15 protein-coding genes are annotated in these 20,531 nt (G+C 55.5%); 7 read left to right on the forward strand and 8 right to left on the reverse strand.

The window, feature by feature from the left end:
• Positions 1–21 precede the first annotated feature (21 nt).
• Positions 22–1,002: a D-threonate 4-phosphate dehydrogenase gene (locus tag DD586_RS17365; protein WP_012886125.1), complete on the reverse strand. Its 981-nt coding sequence runs from the start codon at positions 1,000–1,002 to the stop codon at positions 22–24.
• Positions 995–2,281, reverse strand: a complete 1,287-nt coding sequence (dtnK, locus tag DD586_RS17370; protein ID WP_012886126.1) for a D-threonate kinase — start codon at positions 2,279–2,281, stop codon at positions 995–997. Before dtnK ends, DD586_RS17365 begins: the two co-directional genes overlap by 8 nt.
• Before the next feature lie 215 nt (positions 2,282–2,496).
• On the opposite strand from dtnK, the gene DD586_RS17375 reads away from it, so the two are divergent.
• From DD586_RS17375 to DD586_RS17400, 6 genes are all read left to right on the forward strand, one after another.
• Entirely contained in the window at positions 2,497–3,633 is a 1,137-nt protein-coding gene (locus DD586_RS17375) for an iron-containing alcohol dehydrogenase (protein WP_012886127.1), read from the forward strand.
• A gap of 106 nt (positions 3,634–3,739) precedes the next feature.
• Complete coding sequence (locus DD586_RS17380) at positions 3,740–4,624, forward strand: dihydrodipicolinate synthase family protein (RefSeq protein WP_012886128.1); 885 nt, start codon at positions 3,740–3,742, stop codon at positions 4,622–4,624.
• 37 nt (positions 4,625–4,661) lie between these two features.
• On the forward strand, positions 4,662–6,083 hold the full coding sequence (locus DD586_RS17385) for a sodium:solute symporter family protein (protein ID WP_012886129.1): 1,422 nt from the start codon (positions 4,662–4,664) through the stop codon (positions 6,081–6,083).
• A gap of 6 nt (positions 6,084–6,089) precedes the next feature.
• Positions 6,090–7,274, forward strand: a complete 1,185-nt coding sequence (locus tag DD586_RS17390) for a sialidase family protein (protein WP_012886130.1) — start codon at positions 6,090–6,092, stop codon at positions 7,272–7,274.
• Between the two features lie 69 nt (positions 7,275–7,343).
• On the forward strand, positions 7,344–7,817 hold the full coding sequence (locus DD586_RS17395; RefSeq protein ID WP_012886131.1) for a YhcH/YjgK/YiaL family protein: 474 nt from the start codon (positions 7,344–7,346) through the stop codon (positions 7,815–7,817).
• A 5-nt stretch (positions 7,818–7,822) separates the two neighbouring features.
• The gene (locus tag DD586_RS17400; RefSeq protein WP_012886132.1) at positions 7,823–8,506 is read left to right on the forward strand and encodes an SDR family NAD(P)-dependent oxidoreductase; all 684 of its coding nucleotides are present in this window, start codon (positions 7,823–7,825) and stop codon (positions 8,504–8,506) included.
• Positions 8,507–8,644: 138 nt separating this feature from the next.
• Here the strand turns inward: DD586_RS17400 and DD586_RS17405 are convergent, their stop codons facing one another.
• From DD586_RS17405 to acnB, 3 genes are all read right to left on the reverse strand, one after another.
• Positions 8,645–10,288, reverse strand: coding sequence for a methyl-accepting chemotaxis protein (locus DD586_RS17405; protein WP_012886133.1), 1,644 nt, complete (start codon positions 10,286–10,288; stop codon positions 8,645–8,647).
• A 407-nt stretch (positions 10,289–10,695) separates the two neighbouring features.
• Complete coding sequence (yacL, locus tag DD586_RS17410; protein WP_012886134.1) at positions 10,696–11,058, reverse strand: protein YacL; 363 nt, start codon at positions 11,056–11,058, stop codon at positions 10,696–10,698.
• A gap of 100 nt (positions 11,059–11,158) precedes the next feature.
• A complete protein-coding gene (gene acnB / locus DD586_RS17415) occupies positions 11,159–13,756 on the reverse strand; it encodes a bifunctional aconitate hydratase 2/2-methylisocitrate dehydratase (RefSeq protein ID WP_012886135.1) in 2,598 nt (865 codons plus the stop codon).
• A gap of 489 nt (positions 13,757–14,245) precedes the next feature.
• Here acnB and DD586_RS17420 point away from each other — a divergent pair, with 489 nt between their 5' ends.
• A complete protein-coding gene (locus tag DD586_RS17420; RefSeq protein WP_012886136.1) occupies positions 14,246–15,577 on the forward strand; it encodes an MmgE/PrpD family protein in 1,332 nt (443 codons plus the stop codon).
• 62 nt (positions 15,578–15,639) lie between these two features.
• Here the strand turns inward: DD586_RS17420 and DD586_RS17425 are convergent, their stop codons facing one another.
• The 3 genes from DD586_RS17425 to aceF form a co-directional block, all read right to left on the reverse strand.
• A complete protein-coding gene (locus tag DD586_RS17425) occupies positions 15,640–16,812 on the reverse strand; it encodes a dienelactone hydrolase family protein (RefSeq protein ID WP_012886137.1) in 1,173 nt (390 codons plus the stop codon).
• A 186-nt stretch (positions 16,813–16,998) separates the two neighbouring features.
• Positions 16,999–18,423 (reverse strand): dihydrolipoyl dehydrogenase, encoded by a 1,425-nt coding sequence (gene lpdA / locus DD586_RS17430; RefSeq protein ID WP_012886138.1) that lies wholly within the window; start codon positions 18,421–18,423, stop codon positions 16,999–17,001.
• A gap of 215 nt (positions 18,424–18,638) precedes the next feature.
• On the reverse strand, positions 18,639–20,525 hold the full coding sequence (aceF, locus tag DD586_RS17435; protein WP_012886139.1) for a pyruvate dehydrogenase complex dihydrolipoyllysine-residue acetyltransferase: 1,887 nt from the start codon (positions 20,523–20,525) through the stop codon (positions 18,639–18,641).
• Between the last annotated feature and the right edge of the window lie 6 nt (positions 20,526–20,531).

Genomic DNA, 20,531 nt, shown 5'->3' on the forward strand with positions numbered 1-20,531 from the left:
GGCTCCATATCCGCGATTATATCAGGCCAGTTGCATCGCCAGTTTGATGGAGATCGCCATGCTGTCAGACTTCGCTTTACCTGTCCAGGCGATATCAAACGCGGTACCGTGGTCCGCTGAGGTGCGGATAAACGGCAACCCGGCGGTGATATTCACACCATCATAAAAGCCCAGCAGTTTAAGCGGAATATGTCCCTGATCGTGGTACATCGCCACCACCATGTCGTATTGCCCCTCGTATGCCTGCAGGTACACCGTATCCGGCGGGCACGGGCCGTACGCGTCGATGCCTTTGGCTTTCATCGCCTCGATGGACGGACCGACAATAGTAATCTCTTCATCGCCGAACAAGCCATTTTCACCCGCATGCGGATTCACCCCGGCAACCGCAATGCGCGGCGCCTGATAGCCCACACGTTTGAGGAAGGTATCCGCCATCGCAATCACGGTTTCAACCCGATCACGGTTAAGCGTATCCAGGAATTTACGCAACGCAATATGGGTCGTGACATGAATCACTTTCAGTTTATCGGTGTACAACACCATCGCATAGTCACGGCTGTGGGTCAGCTTCGCCAGCAACTCGGTGTGCCCCGGGTAGAGGTGACCGGCAGAGTGCAGCGCCTCTTTGTTGAGCGGCGCGGTGGCAATCGCATGGACTTCACCCGCCATCGCCAGCTCGGTGGCGCGTTTCACGCAACGGTACGCCAGATCGCCCGCCTGCGCCTGTACCACGCCTTGTTTGAGACCCTGCGGGTCAGCCAGCGGCTCGTCGATCACGTTGATAACGCCGGGAGCGAAATGCGCATCGGCAGGCCGTTCGATTTCGTTGAGCTCCACCTGCGGCACAACGCCTAACGCCAGAATACGGCGCAGCGTCTGTACGCAGCCCACCACCACCGCCGGTGCGCCGGACAGTTCGCCTTCGGCCAACGACTTGATGATGATTTCCGGGCCGATGCCCGCCGGGTCGCCCATAGTTACCGCAATAATTTTACTCACACACGCTCTCCTCAATAAAACGCAATACATTCAGCAGGGTGGCCTCATCGCCAAACCCGCCCGCTTTCGTCATGACGGGAATGTCACCCACCAGGCTGTCGAGCAAACGTCCCCAGGGGACGCAGGAAGCAATCTGTCCTTTGATATGAAATCCGCTGGCCTGTAACGCGGTCGCGGCCGCAATGGCGATATCCCCGCCGGATAAATAGAGCCCGCCCGGTCGCTGACGCTGCACGATACGCCGCGTCAGTTCACCCAGCTGGCGACTGATGGTCTCCCCCAGTTGCTGACGGCTCATGCCGTAGCGCTGGCACAGACTGTCCACTTCAAATCGCTGATTATCGTCACGGCAGGTGCGCAGCACGCAGTGCTGTCCTGCGGCCAACACAGCCACCGCCTGCTGGCTGATTTGCACTAGCAAACCGTCATCCGCCGTCAGTAACCCGGCGATGTCTATATCGATTAACCGCACGTCGGGGCGTTGACCGGCCGCCTTAATCTGCAATTGAGCAATTTCACTCATCGAACCAATCACCGCCAGCAACGACCGACACGGTGCCGGAAACGACAGATACTGTGCCAGCGCTTCACTCAACCCGGCAGACCCCACCAGCAGCGGTTTTTCTGCCAATTGAGCGGCGGCCGCAACAATATGGTCAAGATCCTGCTGACTCTCGGCATCCAGCACCACCAGCCGCACACCGCTATCACTGAGCTGTTGCAGTCGAGCCGCCAGATTGCCGCCACGCACCTCGTCCAGCGACAACGCCGCCTGAGCCAGTTGGGTTTGCTCCGCCAGTCGTTTACCGATGGATGCTGAACGTACCGGCGTTTTCGGGTCGCTGGCAAATTCGGTATCCGTCAGCAACACGCCGTGTACCCACACTTGCCCATCACGGGTGACACGCCCCAGCGTTGGAGCAGCAGGCGCAATCAATGCCAGCGACAGATCCGCCGCATTCAGTGCCGCTTCTATTTCTGCGCCGGGGTTACCACGCAGGGTCGAATCCAGCTTTTTAACGATCCAACCGCGTGCGCCGGTTTTACGCCACAACGCCACCGCCTGTGCGGTACGCTCCGCCGCCACGGAAGCCGTGACAGCACGGCTGTCGGTGTTCACCACCAGCGCGTCATCCGTCTGTCCGGTATGGATAGCCGTGACGTCAAACATCACATTCACCCGCGCGCCCTGCAGCGCCAAACCGACGCCCGCATCGTTCGCACCAGTGAAGTCATCCGCCACCACCATGATTGGGGTGAAATCACGCCCGTCCGGCATACCCACTCTCCATCAGTTCGATTACCTGAAAATGATTATATTGAATCATGATTGATTATATGTGAGCAACATCAAATTATTCAAAACCAATTTCACCTATAAATTACCCCACACAATGCGAGTAAAACGATTTTTTTCCATCACAGCATAGAAATGTGATTGAAAAAAATCAGACCTATCCAGCTGAAGTCACAGCAAAAAGACAAGGTACCAGTATGAATATCAACAGCACCCTCATCAGCGGTTATCAGGCACTCCAGGATCTGGGCTACCTCCTGCGCGGCAGGCAGCACGTACTGTTGGTGACGGACAGGAACATCGTGGGACTGGCCGGGGTTCAGTCTCTGATCGCGCAACTGAAGGACAGCGTGCCACACCTTTCCCTGATTGATAACGTGCCGGCCGAACCCAGCCAGCACGATGTGGCGGCGGTCTTGCAACAATTGCCCGCCACCCAGCCTGATCTGGTGATCGGTGTCGGGGGCGGTAGCGTACTGGACGTCGCCAAACTGCTGTCGCTGCTGTGCGCCGGCGAAGAAGGCATCACGCTTGATAGCCTGCTGGAAGGTCGCAAACCGACACGGCGCACCACCTCGTTGCTGATCCCAACAACAGCGGGCACCGGTTCCGAAGCCACGCCAAACGCCATTCTGGCTATTCCGGAAAAAGAAACCAAAGTCGGGATTATCACCCCGGTAATGCTGCCGGATTATGTGGCGCTGATACCTGAACTGACCACCAGCATGCCAGCGCACATTGCTGCTTCAACCGGCATTGATGCGCTCTGTCACCTGATCGAATGCTTTACCGCCACCATCGCCAACCCGGTGGCCGACAACTATGCCTTAATCGGCATGAAGAAACTGTTCGCCAACATCGAAACCGCGGTGAACGAACCTTCTAATCTGGAAGCGCGCCTGAACATGCTGTGGGCTTCCTATTACGGCGGCGCGTCTATCGCCCACTCCGGTACTCATCTGGTCCACGCCATGTCTTACCCGCTGGGCGGCAAGTACCACATTCCTCATGGGGTAGCGAACGCCATTCTGCTGGCACCGTGCATGCGCTTCGTCCAGCACGCCGCGGCGGAAAAATTCGCGCAGGCTTATGACCTGCTGCCAGACGCCGACCTGTCGCTTTCCACTGAACAGAAAGCCGCTGCACTGGTGGATTACTTCACCGCGCTGGTGAAACGACTGAATCTGCCGTCGTCGCTGCAACAGTTGGGTATTAGCCCGGATCACCTGCCATATCTGGTGGAGTCCGCCTTGCAGGTACAGCGACTGATGAAAAATGTCCCGACTACCGTGACGGCGCAGGATGTCCACGCCATTTATTCAACGTTGTTTTAACAACCAGCCTAACCTGTTGTTTTAAAAAATTATAAGTGAGTGATTCAACCGTATCCGTTTTAACAACGTCGCTCTGGATAATGAAAAAGACCGAGGAACAATAACGATGACTAAAGCGATTACAGGCGTACTGACGGCGATCGTCACGCCTTTTGACCATCAGGGGGAATTCAGCCCCACCGCCATGCGCCAGCAGGTTCAACGCCAGATGCGCTATGGCAACGGCATTTTCTGTAACGGCACCAACGGTGAATTCTTTGTGTTGCACACCGACGAAAAAGTGGCCGTCACCGAAACCTGCGTGGATGAAGCCGCCGGAAAAGTACCGGTTGTAGCACACATCGGTGAAATCTCTACCCGTGAAACCATCAAGCTCGGCAAGCGCATCGCCGCATTGGGCGTGGATGCCGTTTCCGTCATCACGCCGTATTTCGTGCCGCTCAAACAAAGCGAACTGATAGACCACTACCGCGCGGTGGCGGACGCACTGCCGGTACCGGTGTTCATGTACAACATTCCGGCCCGTACCGGCAATACGCTGCAACCGGAAACGGTGCGCGTGCTGGCCGAGCACCCGAACATTATTGGCATCAAGGACAGCGCCGGTAGTTACGAAAGCCTGAGCGGCTTCTTGCAGGCGGTGAAAGATATGCCGAACTGCGATGTGCTCAACGGCCCGGATTCGCTGATTCATCAGGGGTTTGTTGACGGTTGCTCCGCCTGTATTTCAGGCCTGGCCAACGTGGCGCCACAGGCCATCAGCGAAATCTGGCACCGTTTCCACGCCGGTGACATCGAAGGCTCCCGCCAGGCACAAGAGCAGGTGAGCGAACTGCGTAAGACGCTGTACGCGGTGGCGTTCTCACCTGCCGTGGTGAAAAAAGCGCTGGTACTGATGGGGCAGGACGTCGGCGTCAGCCGCTACCCGATTGCGTTCTCAGCACAAGACGAAGAGACCATTCGCACCATTATTAAACCGTTCTCACAGTGAATGAGAACCTACCCTTACTCCTACAGGATCGAAAACCATGAACCATTTTGATCTGACAGACACACTTATCATCGTCGGGATAATTGTCGTCTACATTGCGCTTACCTCCTTGCTGACCCTGCGCCTGCGCAGTAAGTCCAACTCGGAGTTCATGGAAGGCTCACGCGCACTGCCGGCCTTTATCGTCGGTATCCTGCTGATGACCGAATTTATCGGTGCCAAATCGACCGTCGGTACGTCACAGGCCGCCTTTGAGAGTGGTATCGCGGCCTCCTGGTCGGTGATTGGCGCGGCTATCGGCTTCCTGCTGTTTGGCATGATTCTGGTGAAGAAGATCTATAACACCGGGAAAATCACCATTTCCGGTGCTATCGCTGAACGTTATGGCAACACCACCAAGAACATTATCTCCATCATCATGATCTACGCGCTGTTGCTGGTGAACGTAGGTAACTACGTCAGCGGCGCCGCGGCTATCTCCACCGTGCTGAAAGTGAGCCTGCCGGTGGCGGCGCTGATTACCGCTATCGTCAGTACCTTCTATTTCTACTTCGGCGGCATCAAAGGCGTTGCCTACGTCACGCTGATCCACAGCGGCATGAAATACATCGGGGTGATGGTCATTCTGTTCGTGGCGCTGAAAATGACCGGCGGCATCACGCCGATGGTCGAGAAGATGCCAGAATTCTACTGGACCTGGGACGGCAGTATCGGTGCCAGCACCATTGGCGCATGGCTTATCGGTACCATCGGCTCCATTTTCTGTACCCAGTTTGTGATTCAGGCTATAGCCTCCACCAAAGATGAGAAATCCGCCAAACGGGCGACCTGGATTGCGTTCCTGTTCTGTATGCCGATCGCCATTGCGATTGCCATCATCGGTGTCGCCGCCAAATTCGTACACCCGGAAATCAAGAGCCTGTACGCGTTGCCCATCTTCCTGCAGGACATGAATCCGTGGCTGGCAGGGCTTGTCACCACCTCGCTGGTGGCGTCCATCTTCATCAGCGTGAGTACGGTTGCACTGGCGATTGCCTCGCTGATCGTGAAAGATTTCTACGTGCCGTACTGCAAACCGACACCGGAAAAAGAATTCAAGATGACCCGCGTGTTCTCGCTGATCATCGGCTTCCTGCCGCTGGTGTTCGTGCTGCTGGTGCCGGAAGTGCTGAAACTGTCGTTCTTTACCCGTGCCATTCGTCTGTCGATTTCCGTGGTGGCGATGGTCGCCTTCTACCTGCCGTTCTTTAGCAGTTCGCGTGGCGTCAACGCGGGCCTAATTCTGTCCTGTGTCGTCACCTCAGTCTGGTACATCATGGGTAACCCGTTCGGCATCGACAACATGTACATTGCACTGGCAACACCGGCTGTGGTGATGGTGATTGACCGTCTGATCCCCAACAAAGCCGCCAAAGCCGGACAGAAAGTTGAACCATCCGTACCTCATTCTGGAGCCTAAGTAGTCATGACGACCGAAACGACCGAAACCATTACCATCGAACGCGACGGCCTGGTCCGCCCGGCTGACGCTGACAACCAACGTCTTGACGCGTACATTCCGTCAGAATGCCCGCAGAACCATGCGTCTAACCTGCTGCATCTGCCTAACGGCGATGTGCTGTGCGTCTGGTTCGGCGGCACCCAGGAAGGGGTGTCTGACATCTCGATTTACCTGTCGCGACTGGTGAACGGGAGCGGGCAATGGACGCCTGCCGTCAAACTCTCCGACGACCCGACCCGTTCCGAACAAAACCCGGTGCTGTTTCTGGCACCGGACGGCGTACTGTGGTTACTGTACACCGCGCAGAAATCCGGCAATCAGGACACCGCCATCGTGCGTTACCGCCAGTCGCAGGATCAGGGCTACACCTGGGGTGAGATTGGCGTACTGCTGGAACAACCCGGCACCTTTATCCGCCAGCCGATTACCGTGCTGCCCAACGGCGACTGGCTGCTGCCAGTGTTCTACTGCCGCATCCAGCCGGGTGAAAAATGGGTCGGCAACGATGACATCAGCGCGGTGAAGATTTCAAGCGATCGCGGGCAAACCTGGCGTGAGTCGGTGGTGCCGAACAGCACGGGCTGCGTACACATGAATATCACCCTGCTCAAAGACGGCACCTTACTGGCGCTGTTCCGCAGCCGCTGGGCCGATTTCATCTACCGCAGCCACTCGACCGACGGCGGGGAAACCTGGTCGGAGCCAGAGGCGACAGACCTGCCAAACAACAACTCGTCGATTCAGGTGACCACGCTGGACAACGGCCACCTGGCGCTGGTGTTCAACGCCATGAATGCCGACGGCGCGACCGAACGTCGCCTGTCGCTGTATGACGAAATCGAAGACGAAGAAGAGAGCGATGCCAAAATGCCGGAAATCGCCACCGGACGCAGCGCCTTCTGGGGCGCGCCACGTGCGCCGATGACGCTGGCGATTTCTGAAGATGGTGGGAAAACCTGGCCGTGGCAGCGCAATCTGGAAGTGGGTGACGGTTACTGCATGACCAATAACTCGACGGATAAACGTAACCGCGAGTTCTCCTACCCCAGTATCAAACAGGGGCCAGACGGCAAACTGCACATCGCGTTTACCTACTTCCGTCAGGCGATTAAATACGTCTGCGTCAGCGAAGAGTGGGTCAAAGGCTAACCCTGTCTCCCCTCCCTCTTGCAGGGAGGGGCTCTCGCCGCTTTCCGTCTACTTGCTAAGGAACCGCTTATGATCGCAGGTAATCTGAATCATCTGTCACTGGCCACCTTGCCCGAACCACTGTGGCGCATTCTTTCCGGCTTCACGCTTGCGCAGCTAAACGCGCTGCCGGAAGGGAAATACCAGCCGGATAACGTGGACTGGTTCTATTCTATCGGCACGGTATCCACCGCACCGAAAGCCGAACGTCATACCGAATTCCATCGCCGTTTTCTCGATATTCAACTGATTCTGGCAGGGGAAGAGATCATCGGTTACGACCTGAACGACGCCAGTGATCGCGCCGCTACCGAACGTAAACCGGACCTGTTTATTCTGGAACAGTCGCAGGTACCGCACGCCATTCGACTGGCCGCCGGGGATTTCGTCACCTTTTATCCCGGTGAGCCCCATCAGGCGCTGTGCGCCATCAACGACCAACCAGCCCCGGTGAAAAAAGCGGTGTTTAAGATACCGGTTGAACAACTGAACACACAGGGGTAAAGCGTATGTCAGCACAGAAACAGGCGGTGATTACCGGCAGCAGCTCCGGTATCGGTGCCGCCATTACCGCCACCTTGCTGGCGGCAGGCTGGAAGGTCATCGGGCTGTCACGTCAGCCGGGCGCGCATCAGCACCCCAATTTCAGGCATTGTCCACTGGATATCACCGATACGCCTGCGCTCTGTGCCCTGCTGGACAGCCTGCCCACTGTCGACGCAGTGATCCACGCCGCCGGGGTGATGAAAGCAGCGACACTGGGCACCTTGTCCTACGCCGACAGCGAGCAGTTGTGGAAGCTGCATATTCAGGTAGCGGAAGTGTTAGCCGACAGACTGGTGAACAAACTGCCGCAAGGCGGGCGCATCATCCTGCTGGGTAGCCGGACCTCTAGTGGTGCTGCCGGGCGTAGCCAGTACGTCGCCACCAAATCGGCGATGATCGGCATGGTGCGAAGCTGGGCGGCCGAACTGGCCCCACGCGGCATCACGGTGAATATTGTGGCACCGGGAGCGACCGAAACACCGATGCTCAACCAGCCGGGAAGACAAAGTTCACCGCCGAAACTGCCGCCCATTGGCCGGTTTATTCAACCGCAGGAAGTGGCCGATCTGGTCGCGTACCTGCTGTCCCCCTCCGCCGCCGCCATCACCGGACAACAACTGGTTATATGCGGCGGTGCCTCGTTATAACGCCGTTACGCCAGTCAGTGCTAACCCGGCCACACCGCGCTACGCCGTGTGGCCGGGAGCTCAGGCCGATTCACGCATCCATTCATCCATTCATCCATTCATCCATTCATCCATTCATCCATTCAAGCATTCAAGCATTCAACGGCTAGCGACGCTCAATGCCAGTCGCGGCGTTTTGCTGATCATCATTGAATCGACAGTCATCGCGCTGGCGGTCATCGAATCGGCAATCGTAAAGCGACTGACGGACTGCTTCAGTTCCTGCGAATGCGTTTCCAGATAGGCGGTATCTGTCGTGGTTTGCTCAACCATCGCGGCATTCTGTTGCGTTGTGCGCTCCATCTCAGCCAGCGACCGGGCAATTTCCTGCGTTGCGATGGACTGCTCCGCCGAGGTATCCGCAATCTTCCTGATAAACTCGCTCGACAAATCAACTGCCTGATTAATTTTCTGCATCACTTCAGAGGCCTGACTGATTTCACTGTAGCCCTCGCCGATTTTCTCAGATGACGCATCGATAAGGTGCTTTATCTGATGCGCCGATGCCGTGGTTTTCTGCGACAGGGTACGAATTTCAGCCGCCACCACCGAGAAACCGCGCCCTACCTCTCCTGCTCGCGCCGCTTCTACCGCCGCATTAATTGCCAGGATATTGGTCTGGAAGGCGATATCCTCAATCACTTTGGTGATAGACGAAATGCTGTCCGAATGCCGTTTGATGTTCTCCATCGTATCCACGATTTTACTCACCAGTTGGTTGCCCTGATGCGTTTCGCTGGCCGCATTTTCAGATAACTGACTGGCCTGTCTGGCACTGGCGGCATTATCTTTCACCGACTCTGACACCTGCCCCATCGCCGCTGAGGTTTGCTGCAACGCCGACACCTGCATATCGGTACGCTGCGACAACGCTACGCTACTTTTGCTGATATTTTCGCTGGCAATCGTCACCCCTTCAGCATGCGTCGACACATTAGCGACAATATTAATTAATGACTGGCGCATGGTTTCAATCGCTGCCATCACACTGTGTTGCTGCCTATCATTAATGAGGGTTTTCTCGGTTAAATTACCGGAGGCAATCGCACGGGTCATCGTTAGTAATACGGCCGGTTCGGCACCCAGCGCCTGAAAAATTCGGCGACGGGTCGCAAACATCGCCAATGTACCCAGTAATAGGGCGACGATTAAAACAATCGGCATTGCCACGCTAAAATACCTTGCGGTTTCTCTGGCGATATGCGTCAACTGATTATTCTGTTCAGCCTCATAATTAATAAACGCATTCACATCCGCCAGCCACTGTACAAATGCACCGCGACCTTCACTCAGCAAGAGAGTACGTGCAGCGTCGCTATTGCCTGCATTTTGTAATGCAATTAATCGGGCAATGATTGCGCTGGTCTTATTATTCGAATTTTGTATATTTTGGTATAAGGTTTTTTCGTGACCAGATATCGCCAACTGGTTCAACATCGCGTCGAGCTTAACATCCGACTGTTGGTAAATCTCTGCCAGTTTATTGATATTGTTGATAATAACTGAAAGCTCTTGCTTGTCGGCAATTAATAAATCCCGAACAGCAATCGAGCGGTCGTGAACACTACCACGCAAATTCACCGCATAGAATTGCTTAACGCTATTTTCATCATTCACTTCGGTTAATATATTGCTGATGTGCCGAATAGTTATCAAACCTGAAATACCCAACACTACACTGACTAATATAGGAATAATAAAACCCACTACAATTTGTCGTTTTACCGTCATGGTATTTTTCATGTATCCCCCGATGCCAACTTAACCACATATACCAATAAACATCATCGACGCCGCTCATTTAAACCTGGGTAGCGTAAACGAATCCAACACACACCAATTCGTGCAGATTCCGAACGCTGTCCAACGCCAAAATGGCAAATAAAATAGCCTGTCTGGATAAGTTTTTACTGTCTGTTTTAGTGACTGCCGTATCTGTATTTCATACTAAGTCAAACTGGCATCATAATCGATAGGGAAAAGCATCGGCTCACGCTATTAATACAATTGGAGACAATTGCTATATATCCGTCATATTTTCAGGTTGCAAGAGATACCGCCTCCCTGCCCCCGAATGCGTTTGGTATGGCGCACAATACGCCATCCTTTGCCGCAGCATCATTCGTTGTCTACATCATCCTTTATCTACATCATCCTTTATCGACGAACGCCCGGTATTTTTCCAACAGTTCCAGAAAGTCCTCCAGACCGCAGAGCGACAGGCTTTCTTCGTCGTAATAACTCATTCCCTCTTCCAGCTCGTCGGTTTCAAACGCCAGTTGATTAGCGCGCACCATCACCTCTTCACTGTCCAGCAGCAGCGTGTATTCATGACCGGCACGTTCCCACTGGCGCTCGCTGCCGGACAGTTCACGCACCGCTGCCTCTACTTCATCCAACACGGCCTGCTGACCTTTAACCTCTTCATTTAGCCAGTGCCCCACTGCTTCATGGCCCATCGACATCCGGACCATCACCTGCCCGGTGACATCATGCAAAAACTCATAGTCCATGATCGTTCTCCTCTGCCTGATTCGCTATCGCGTGCCACAACAGTAAAAAAAGGGAGACCTTTCGGCCTCCCTTCCTGTTATTACAATGAACTATAGCGGTTTATACGGCGGTCTGGAAGATCACCTTATCCGCTTTGTTGGTGTACTGCTGCAACTGGTCAAAATTCAGATAACGGTAAGTGTCGTCCGCGGTTTTGTCCACCTGCGCCATATACTGCTGGTACTCATCCGGTGTCGGAATACGACCCAGCAGCGCCGCTATCGCCGCCAGCTCTGCCGAGGCCAGATAGACATTGGCACCCGTGCCCAGACGGTTCGGGAAGTTACGGGTAGAGGTCGACACCACCGTCGAACCGTCTGCCACACGCGCCTGGTTACCCATGCACAGTGAACAGCCGGGGATTTCGACACGAGCCCCACTCTTACCGAAGACGCTGTAATAGCCTTCCTCGGTCAACTGTGCGGCGTCCATACGGGTCGGCGGAGCCACCCACAGACGGGTCGGCAATGACCCTTTGTTCTGATCCAGCAACTTACCGGCAGCACGGAAGTGACCGATGTTGGTCATACAAGAACCGATGAACACTTCATCGATTTTGTCGCCCTGCACGGTGGAAAGCAGACGTGCATCATCCGGATCGTTCGGTGCGCACAGGATCGGCTCTTTGATCTCGTTCAGATCGATATCGATAACCGCGGCATATTCTGCATCGGCATCGGCTTCCAGCAACTGCGGATCCGCCAGCCATTTTTCCATGCCCTGAATACGGCGTTCCAGCGTGCGGCGATCACCATAACCTTCGGCAATCATCCACTTGAGCAGAACGATGTTGGAGTTCAGGTACTCGATGATCGGCTCTTTATTGAGCTTAATGGTACAGCCCGCTGCCGAGCGCTCTGCCGAGGCATCAGTCAGTTCGAATGCCTGCTCGACTTTCAGATCCGGCAACCCTTCGATTTCCAGAATGCGACCGGAGAAGATGTTTTTCTTGCCTTTCTTCTCAACGGTCAGCAGCCCCTGCTGGATAGCGTAATACGGGATCGCATGGACCAGATCACGCAGGGTAATCCCCGGCTGCATCTGACCTTTGAAACGCACCAGCACTGATTCCGGCATATCCAGCGGCATCACACCGGTCGCGGCGGCAAACGCCACCAGACCAGAGCCTGCCGGGAATGAGATACCAATCGGGAAACGGGTGTGGGAGTCACCGCCGGTGCCGACGGTATCCGGCAACAGCATGCGGTTTAACCAGGAGTGGATAACACCATCACCCGGGCGCAGCGACACGCCGCCACGGTTCATGATGAAGTCCGGCAGGGTGTGGTGAGTATTCACGTCAACCGGCTTCGGATAGGCCGCCGTGTGACAGAAAGACTGCATCACCAGATCAGCCGAGAAGCCCAGACAAGCCAGGTCTTTCAGTTCGTCACGGGTCATCGGCCCGGTCGTATCCTGAGAGCCCACCGAGGTCATCTTCGGTTCGCAGTAAGCGCCCGGACGAATACCGGCTACACCGCAGGCACGGCCAACCATCTTCTGCGCCAGCGAGAAGCCACGGCTGCTCGCCGCCACATCTTTAGCATGACGGAATACGTCGCTGTGCGGCAAACCAAGCGATTCACGCGCCTTGCTGGTCAGACCGCGACCAATGATCAGCGGAATACGACCACCCGCACGGACTTCGTCCAGCAGCACATCGGTTTTCAGTTCAAAGCTGGCCAGCAGTTCATTGCTATCGTGATGACGGATTTCACCCTTGTACGGATAAACATCAATCACATCACCCATGTTCAGCTTGGTGACGTCAACCTCAATCGGCAGTGCCCCAGCATCTTCCATAGTGTTGAAGAAAATCGGCGCAATCTTGCCACCCAGCACCACGCCACCGCTACGCTTGTTCGGCACGTTCGGGATATCGTCACCCATGAACCACAGCACCGAGTTGGTGGCGGATTTACGGGAAGAACCGGTACCGACTACGTCACCGACATACGCCAACGGGAAGCCTTTATTGTTCAGTGCTTCGATTTGCTTGATTGGGCCGACCGCACCCGGCTGATCCGGCTCGATGCCATCACGGGCGTTTTTCAACATGGCCAGCGCATGCAGCGGGATATCCGGGCGTGACCAGGCGTCCTGCGCAGGAGACAAATCATCGGTATTGGTTTCGCCAGTTACCTTGAATACCGTCACGGTAATTTTTTCCGCCAACTGCGGACGGGACAGGAACCACTCGGCCTCAGCCCAGGATTTGACAACCTGCTGCGCGTGGGCGTTGCCAGCTTTGGCTTTTTCTTCCACGTCGTAGAAATTATCGAACATCAGCAGGGTGTGGGATAAGGCTTTGGCGGCAACCGGTGCCAGGGCGGGGTTATCCAACGCATCGATCAGCGGGTGAATATTGTAGCCGCCTTGCATGGTACCCAGCAGCTCAGTGGCTTTTTCCGGGGTGATCAGGGGAGAAACCGTCTCACCTTTGGTGATGGCAGCCAGGAAACCGGCTTTGACGTAGGCCGCCTCATCAACACCCGGCGGAACACGATTGACTAACAGGTCGACTAAAAACTCTTCTTCTCCGGCGGGGGGATTTTTAAGCAATTCCACCAGTGCCGCCATTTGCGAAGCCTCTAGCGGTTTGGGGACGATCCCTTGTGCAGCCCGCTCGGCTACGTGCTTGCGATAATCTTCTAGCACGACGTTCTCCTCGCTCTCATTGTCTAATTATGCCCGGCGCTCAGTTCCAGCTTTAGGCTGATTATCAGCGTTTGGATAGGTAAGGTCAGAGTGCCCGGTCCAGCCTGTCCAACATATCAGAGTTTGAACCGTTTGTTAATTCGTTTACATTAAGGCAACATTTATGCCTGTGCCACTTTTATAGCTGTACTGCTTTTATATTTTATAGCTGTACTGTTTTCTCAAGGATGGGGGCGTTAAACGACATAAGCCAAGCCTCCTGCCTTGAGGCCAGCATAGCAGTTGGCGGCAAAATCAACCACCGCTTAGCCCATAGAAACGATAAGGATAATAAAAAGAATATTCGCCACTGCCGCCGAATGCCAAACCCACTGTCACCACCCCGATATGACAGATTATCGCCGTTAAAAGCAGAAAAAATTGCTATGCTTCTCACGTCATTCGCGGCATTGTCTTTCTTTACATTTACGTCACAGCACAGATATCGCCATGTCAGCCCATTCCCGTATTACCGCCCGGTTGGCGCACCTGATCGTCACCACAGAACCGGATAGCACCGTTATCGATCTCGCCCGCGAAGGCGTCATGGATTTTCTCGCCTGCGCCCTGCCGGTTTGGCAGGGTGCGGTCGCTGACAGCGGGCTTGCGCCGTTAAAATCGGTCTACCCCGGCAACGATAGCCAGAGCAGAAGCTTGCTGCTGGGTTATGCAGGTCATGCGCTGGATTTTGACGATTTTCACTCTGGGTTTCGTGGTCATCCCAGCACGGTTATCCTACCCGCTTTGCTGGCTCTGGCTGGCGAACACCCAACATTCACGCAGACGCATTTTCTTGTCGCTTATGCTATCGGTGTAGAAGCTGCCGGACGGCTGGGGCTGGCGGCAGGGCCACGCCACTACAGCCAGGGTTACCATAATACGGCAACGCTGGGGGCCATTGCGGCCGCGGCGGCAAGCTGTCGCCTGATGGGTGCCACGTCAGATCAAACCGCCAATGCGCTGGGACTGGCGGCATCGCAAGCTGCCGGGCTGCGTGCGCAGTTTGGCTCTGCCATGAAGCCGCTGCATGCCGGGCTGGCCGCGCGTGCCGGGTTAAGTGCCACGCAACTGGCACTGGCGGGATTCCACGGCAACCACGATACCGTGCTGGAAGCGTTTCTCGCAGCCCACGGTGACGGCAAGCATCACGATGACGCGTTGACCGCCCACTGGGGTGCGCCCTGGCGACTGGTGTCACCTGGGCTGACCTTTAAGCGTTACCCCACCTGCGGCGGTACCCACAGTGCGGCAGAAGCGGCATTTATCCTGCGGGAACAGTGGGTCATGCAGGATGGACATTCACCTGACGACCTGCCCGACGCCATTCAAAGCATCACAGTACAATTCCCACCGGGTGGCGACGCAGCGCCGTTTATCCGGCGGGCCACCACCGGCGTCGAAGGCCGCTTCAGCCTGGAGTACGTGATTGCCGCTGCGCTGCTGGAAGGCCAGTTGCGACTGGAGCGTTTTACCGAAGGCCCGGTCGACCCGCGTATTGCCGAACTGGCAAGCAAAGTGTCACGTCAGGCAGACCTGAGCGCACCGCCGGACGAGCAAAACCCCGATGCCCGCTTCCATGACGTCAGTATGCAGATGAACGATGGGTCATGTTTTCATGCCAGAGTCACCTGGCAGCAAACCGCTGCGGTAAAAACGGATGTCACCGCCAAGCTACGCCAGACACTCACCCTGCTGCCGTGGCTGACGGCTGACGAGGCGCTCAGCCACAGCCAGTTACGCACACCCGATGCACTGGCCGAGCTGGTTCGGCTACTGTCATAACCGACAGCGGGATGCCTTCCCGCTGTATTGACCTGACAGCCCGCCGGGTTGGTTCACTGTACTCAGCGCGGCGCAGATGCCAGCCAGCGATCCAGCCATTGGAACACCGCTTCTTGTTGCTCCTGATAGAACACGTGTCCTAACTCAGGCCAGATGCGGGTTTCCAGCCGGTCATCAGCGTGTTGCGACTGCCACACCTGATGCATGCGCTCATACGCCGCTTGCACCGCCTGTTGTGGGAACAAGTTATCTTTGCCGCCGTTGAAAAACAGCATCGGACGCGGTGCCGCGATACTGGCAACATCAGGGAAATCAAGATGAGCAGGTAACCCCGGATGCAACATATAGAAAGAAGACTGGCCGCGCAGCACATTGTTGCCCGGCACCATTAAACCGTCATAGGTTCCCATCCAGGCAACAGCCGCTGTCGCCGCCGCTTTATCTGACAAGGCGGCCAGTTGCCAGGCACGGTAAGCCCCCATGGAAAACCCGACGACCCCCACGCATTTCGGGTCAACCGAGCGCAATGACGCCAGAAAATCCAGCGATCGCGTATCTTCGTAGGCCATATCCCCCGCCAGCGATCGCCCCAGATTAAAAAAATTACTGGCAAGCGCCTGCTGCTGTTCGTATTTTAGCGGCCCACGGTCCCCCCACCCCAGCGCATCTACCGCCAGCACCACATAACCCCGTTTGGCCAGTTCGTCACCGACAAAGCGGCCGGTAAAGTAACGATCAGCCCACGCCTTTGCAGAAGCGATGCGCGCGTCATCCCCCCACGGGCGGATCATTTTCTCCTTACCAATATCGAATTTCGCACCGTGATCATGCAGCAGCAGCACCGCCGGATGTGGCCCCGGGGTTTTTGGCGTCAGTAACAATCCCGCCACCCGGCTTTCATCGGTGAGATTAAACGCCACTTTCTCGGCCACATAGGTATCGCGGTCCTGACGGTCCACCACCTGTGGCTCGAAAGCGCGATGAGAATCAGGCGTGAGCAGCAGTGATCGTACTAGCTGCCGGGCATGCTCTCGCCATTGGTTGAAATGCACATCATGCCCGGCCAGCCAGGAATCCGGGTAGGTCAGTTGCTGCTTGAGCTGCGGGTAGAACGTGGGCAAGGCGTCATCCGTTACCGACGTCGTTGTATAGGAATGATCGTTTGCCATAAGCGGGGCACTCGCCAGACAGCACATCAAAATACCGAGGGTACGCCGTAATCTGCCTATTTTCATTGTTATCCTCCAAAAATAAAACATCGTTTCTTTTCGGTGGAGTTGATTGTAAATGAAGCAGATACCGCTGACAGGAGCAGATCAGAATTCTGGGAGGAAGGTAAAAAAAATCCGGCAACAGGTGCCGGATTCGCATTGAACAGACAAGACGTTTGTTCCCCACAACCACGGTTGCGGGGAAACGAATTATTTCTTCTTGGCTTTCGGGTTCGGCAGGTCGGTGATGCTACCTTCAAAGACTTCAGCCGCCAGACCTACGGATTCATGCAGCGTCGGGTGAGCGTGGATAGTCAGTGCGATATCTTCTGCATCACATCCCATCTCGATAGCCAGACCGATTTCACCCAGCAGTTCACCACCGTTGGTACCGACAATCGCACCACCGATCACACGGTGTGTTTCTTTGTCGAAAATCAGTTTGGTCATACCGTCAGCGCAGTCGGAGGCAATCGCACGACCCGATGCGGCCCACGGGAACACGGCGGTTTCGTAGCTGATGCCTTTTTCTTTCGCTTCTTTCTCGGTCAGGCCAACCCATGCCACTTCCGGCTCAGTGTACGCGATAGACGGGATCACTTTCGGATCGAAGTAGTGTTTCTTACCGGAAATGACTTCAGCCGCGACGTGACCTTCATGCACGCCTTTGTGCGCCAGCATCGGCTGACCGACGATATCGCCGATAGCGTAGATGTGCGGTACGTTGGTACGCATTTGTTTGTCAACGCGGATGAAACCACGGTCGTCAACTTCAACACCAGCCTGACCAGCATCCAGCAGTTTACCGTTCGGTACACGACCGATAGCCACCAGCACCGCGTCATAACGCTGCGGTTCTGCCGGGCCGTTCTTGCCTTCCATCGACACGTAGATACCGTCTTCTTTGGCTTCTACCGCCGTCACCTTGGTTTCCAGCATCAGGTTGAATTTCTTGCTGATACGTTTGGTGAAGACTTTAACGACGTCTTTATCCGCAGCCGGGATCACCTGATCGAACATTTCCACTACGTCGATCTGTGAACCCAGCGCGTGGTACACGGTACCCATTTCCAGACCGATGATACCGCCGCCCATGACCAGCAGACGGCCGGGAACGGTTTTCAGTTCCAGCGCATCGGTAGAGTCCCATACACGCGGGTCTTCATGCGGAATGAATGGCAACTGAATCGGACGGGAACCGGCAGCGATAATCGCGTTGTCGAAGTTTACCGTGGTGCTGCCGTTTTCCCCTTCAACCACCAGGGTGTTCGGACCGGTAAATTTACCAAAACCGTTGACGACTTTGACTTTACGGCCCTTCGCCATACCAGCCAGACCGCCAGTCAGTTGAGTAATAACCTTTTCTTTCCAGGTGCGAATTTTATTGATATCCGTCTGCGGTTCGCCAAACACGATACCGTGCTCAGCCAGCGCTTTGGCTTCTTCGATAACTTTCGCTACATGCAGCAGTGCTTTGGAGGGGATACAGCCTACATTCAGACATACGCCGCCCAGCGTGGAATAGCGCTCGACCAGCACGGTGTCCAGACCCAAATCTGCACAACGGAACGCTGCGGAATAACCTGCAGGGCCCGCGCCAAGTACCACCACCTGAGCTTTAATTTCAGTACTCATCATGACCTCTTAATGAATTTCCGGCGGGTCTGTGACGTCATTATTGTTGAGTCTTAACGCCCTCTTCCACCGGGACGTGTCTTTGCCGCGCTAGTTTACAAAATCATTAACAATTTTGAAACAACGAGCGACTAACGATTTGTCCTTAATCACTGATAGCTGTAACCAATAACAGCTTATCAGAAAAAAGCCGGCCGTCAGGCCGGCTTTTTTGATTACATCACCAGACGGCGAATGTCGGACAAGGTGTTGTTGATGATGGTAATGAAGCGTGCACCATCAGCACCGTCAATGACACGGTGGTCGAAGGACAGAGAGATCGGCATCATCAGACGCGGAACAAACTCTTTACCATTCCAGACCGGTTCCATGGCGGACTTAGACACACCCAGAATAGCCACTTCCGGCGCGTTGACGATCGGCGCGAAATGCGTTGTGCCGAGGCCGCCGATGCTGGAGATGGTAAAGCACCCACCCTGCATTTCGCCTGCGGTCAGCTTACCGTCACGGGCTTTCTTAGAGATGGTCATCAGTTCGCGAGACAGTTCAACGATGCCTTTCTTATTCACATCTTTGAATACCGGAACCACCAGACCATTCGGCGTATCTACCGCAACACCGATGTTGATGTATTTCTTCAGCGTCAGGCGTTGGCCGTCTTCAGACAGCGAACTGTTGAAGCGAGGCATCTGCTCAAGCGCAGCGGCAACCGCTTTCATGATGAACACGACCGGCGTGATCTTCACATCCAGTTTACGCTTCTCAGCTTCCACGTTCTGCTGTTTGCGGAACGCTTCCAGATCGGTGATATCAGTTTTATCGAAGTGCGTAACATGCGGGATCATCACCCAGTTACGGCTCAGGTTAGCACCAGAGATTTTCTGGATACGACCCAGTTCCACTTCTTCAATTTCACCAAACTTGCTGAAATCAACTTTCGGCCACGGCAACAGACCCGGCAGAGAACCGCCGGTCGCGCCCGCTGCCGGAGCAGACTCAGCGCGTTTCACGGCGTCTTTCACGTAAGCCTGTACGTCTTCGCGCAGGATACGACCTTTACGGCCAGTACCTTTTACTTTCGCCAGGTTGACGCCGAACTCACGCGCCAGACGGCGAATGACCGGTGTGGCATGGATGTAGGCGTCGTTTTCAGCAAACTCACCTTTGCTATCGGCTTTCGCCGCAGCTGGTGCCGCTGCCGCAGGTGCTGGTGCACTCGCGGCCGGAGCCGGTGCTGCCGCTACAGGAGCCGCAGCCGGTGCTGCGCCTTCTACTTCGAAGACCATGATAAGCGACCCGGTTTTCACCTTGCTACCGGTGCTAACCTTGATTTCCTTCACGGTACCGGCAAACGGTGCCGGGACTTCCATTGACGCTTTGTCGCCTTCCACAGTGATCAGCGACTGTTCAGCCGTCACTTTATCACCGACTTTGACCAATACTTCCGTCACTTCGACTTCATCGCCACCGATATCCGGCACGTTGACGTCTTTAGCACCACCGCTCACCGCTGGCGCGACAGCAGGTGCACTCGCGGCAGGAGCCGGAGCAGCAGCAGGCGCTGCACCCGCCACCTCAAACACCATGATCAGTGAGCCAGTTTTCACCTTGTCACCGGTCTTGATGCGAATTTCTTTTACTGTACCCGCGAACGGCGCCGGGACTTCCATAGAGGCTTTATCACCTTCCACCGTAATCAGCGACTGCTCTGCCGCTACGGTGTCGCCGACTTTCACCATCACTTCGGTCACTTCAACTTCGTCGCCGCCGATATCCGGTACTTCAACTTCTTTCACCGCGCTGGCAGCGGCAGGTGCCGCAGCCGGTGCTGGCGCAGCAGCAGCCGGAGCCGGTGCGGCAGCCGCCGCACCTTCTGCTTCGAAGACCATGATCAGTTTGCCGGTCTCGACTTTGTCACCCACCGCCACTTTAATCTCTTTAACTACACCCGCCTGCGGAGAGGGGACTTCCATCGAAGCCTTGTCACCTTCAACGGTGATCAGCGACTGCTCGGCTTCCACTTTGTCACCCACTTTGACCAGCACTTCGGTGACTTCAACTTCATCTGCACCGATATCCGGTACCTTGATTTCGATAGCCATTACTCT

This window comes from Dickeya parazeae Ech586, from assembly GCF_000025065.1.
Lineage (GTDB): Bacteria > Pseudomonadota > Gammaproteobacteria > Enterobacterales > Enterobacteriaceae > Dickeya > Dickeya zeae.